The organism is Hoylesella timonensis S9-PR14 (genome assembly GCF_000762405.1).
Taxonomy (GTDB): Bacteria; Bacteroidota; Bacteroidia; order Bacteroidales; family Bacteroidaceae; genus Prevotella; species Prevotella timonensis_A.
The window spans coordinates 1-2,748 of sequence record NZ_JRPQ01000257.1 but is presented as its reverse complement, the minus strand read 5'-3'; the positions used below and the strand labels follow the sequence as shown (position 1 = coordinate 2,748).

The window sequence follows — 2,748 nt, the reverse complement described above, 5'->3', positions numbered from 1 at the left end:
TATTTTCAGGACAGCCATATACGTATCGCTCCTTTTAGAGTTCTTCATGTATGCCCTGGATCCTATCGCCCTACATGGGTTAGGTGGAATCGTCAACACTTTCCATCACCGACTTGGTGTATTATCCATGTATCAGTTCCTGCCATATTCGAAGATGGTTACGCTCATGTTGGTAATCATCACTTGCATAGGTACCAAGAACAAGAAGCAAATAGAGTTCGATGCTCGAAAAATGGTATTCTACCCCCTTGCCTTCGGGCTTGTCCTTGTAGCGGCATCGGTATTTGTCTATAACTTCGACTGGCACGTCAGGTTATGGATTTTGAAATCCAACATGTGGATCTATATCGTTCTGTCTGTCGTAGGAACGGTACTCGTCCATGTTGCTCTTGACAACGTGTCGAAGTATTTCAGGGACGGTATGCTCAAGGATCCGTTCAATTTTGAGAACGAAAGTTTTAAACAAACAACGAACCTTGTAGAAAACAAGTATTCCGTCAACATTCCCATGCGTTACTATTATAAGGGAAAGTTCAGGAAAGGATGGATCAATATTGTCAATCCATTCCGTGGTACATGGGTTGTCGGCACTCCTGGTTCTGGTAAGACGTTCTCTGTCATCGAACCGTACATCCGCCAACATTCGAAAAAAGGTTTTGCAATGGTGGTCTACGACTACAAGTTTCCGACTCTTGCCCAAAAGCTATATTACCATTATAGAATAAACCAATTACAAGGAAACCTACCCAAGGATTGCAACTTCAACATCATCAACTTTGTCAATATAGAATATAGCGCACGTGTCAATCCTATTCAGCAGAAATACATAACAAATTTGGCAGCTGCACAAGAAACAGCAGAGACACTAATAGAGTCACTTCAAAAAGGGCAGAAAGCCTCTGGAGGTGGTTCTGACCAATTCTTTCAGACTTCCGCAACCAACTTTCTTGCAGCCTGTATTTTCTTTTTTGTAAACTACAATAAAAAACCTTTCGATGAGAATGGAAATGAACTTTTCCCAGAGTATGGTGAGGATAATGAAACTCATCATAAGCGTTTGACAGGAAGAGTCTTCCGAGACAAAAAACATATAGGTAACAAGGATTACCAAGTGCAGCCGTCTTATTGGAAAGGACAGTATTCTGATATGCCACATGTACTCGCATTACTAAATCACTCCTATGATGAGATCTTTGAAGTGTTGACAACCAACCCCGAAGTTTATCCTCTACTGGGTCCTTTCATGACAGCCTATGAAAATGGAGCCATGGAACAGCTCGAAGGTATGATAGGAACGCTACGTGTACAGACTTCCCGTTTGGCTACCCATGAGTCATACTGGGTGTTCAGTGGGGATGACTTCGACCTGAAGGTATCTGATCCAAGACATCCGAGTTACCTGCTCATTGCCAATGACCCAGAAATGGAAAGCATTAACGGTGCATTGAATGCCTTGATTCTGAACCGTCTTGTTACCCGTGTCAACAGTGGAATGGGAAAGAATGTCCCAGTAAGTATCATCGTTGATGAGCTGCCGACTCTATATTTCCACAAAATAGACCGCCTGATAGGAACAGCCAGAAGCAACAAGGTCGCCGTCACGTTAGGCTTCCAGGAACTTCCACAGCTCGAGGCAGATTATGGCAAGGTGGGAAAGGATAAGATTATAACCACCGTAGGTAATGTTGTTTCCGGTTCTGCTCGAGCAAAAGAGACGCTCGACTGGTTGTCAGGCGATATTTTCGGCAAGGTAGTACAGCTCAAAAAGGGCATTACCATTGACAGGGACAGGACATCCATCAATCTCAATGAGAACATGGACAGCCTGTTGCCAGCATCAAAAATAGCCGATATGAGACCAGGATGGTTATGTGGCCAGACAGCTGGCGATTTTGTCGTCACGAAAACTGGCAGGCGGGACTCTATGGATATTCAAACTGCCGAAGAATTCAAGACAACCAAGTTCTTTTGCAAGACCTCTTTTGACATGGAGCAGATTAAGGCAGAAGAAAACGATTATGAAAATTATCCCATTCCGAAATTCTATCACTTCGATTCTGAAGACTCAAAGGCACGCATCCTACAAGCCAACTTTGATCGGATTAAGAATGAAGTAAAAGAGATGATAAAGATTATCCAGACGGAGTTCAAAAAGGAGGGAGGCTCTCAAACGACACATAAAAAGAGTAACAGAACACCGCCCAAACAATGATGGCTTCTTTCTTTTTCAACAGAATGATTAAGGGTCACTTGGATGATAAAGTCCTAAATGACCCTTAATTAATTTTATCTTCTGAAATGGCGACGGGGTTTCTGTTCTTCTTCCTCTTCCTCTTCTTCCATAGATAACTTGTAATTATCGATTTCCTGTTGAAGATTCCTGGCATGTTCTTTGAACATAAAATCTTGGAACGGCAAACATGAATCTTTCTCTCTTGATTCAACCAACGCTTCGATGTATTCGGCTTTGTCCTCTTTCAAAACCTTACTGGGAACCAGCCCAAACTCATTCTGAATATGATTCATTATCAACCTCGACATCCTGCCATTACCGTCTACCCATGGATGAATCGTCACGAGCTTCAGATGTGCGTCAAAGCTCAACTGGTATTGCTCGTATATATCTGGATTTTTTAATAATTGTTCCCGTCTTTCGTTCATTTCCTCACAGAAATCTTTTAGTCTCTGTGGTACTTTCAGGTGGTTCATATATGATTTTCCACCTGCCCCAGCTGTTACGTTTACCAG

2 protein-coding genes are annotated in these 2,748 nt (G+C 42.5%); one reads left to right on the top strand and one right to left on the bottom strand.

Annotated elements, in window-relative coordinates:
• The first annotated feature begins 1 nt into the window (after nt 1).
• On the top strand, nt 2–2,212 hold the full coding sequence (locus HMPREF9304_RS12405; protein ID WP_231564538.1) for a type IV secretory system conjugative DNA transfer family protein: 2,211 nt from the start codon (nt 2–4) through the stop codon (nt 2,210–2,212).
• Nucleotides 2,213–2,286: 74 nt separating this feature from the next.
• Here HMPREF9304_RS12405 and HMPREF9304_RS12400 read toward each other — a convergent pair.
• Nucleotides 2,287–2,748: Fic family protein (locus HMPREF9304_RS12400; protein WP_036929723.1), on the bottom strand; the 462-nt coding region annotated here is incomplete at its 5' end.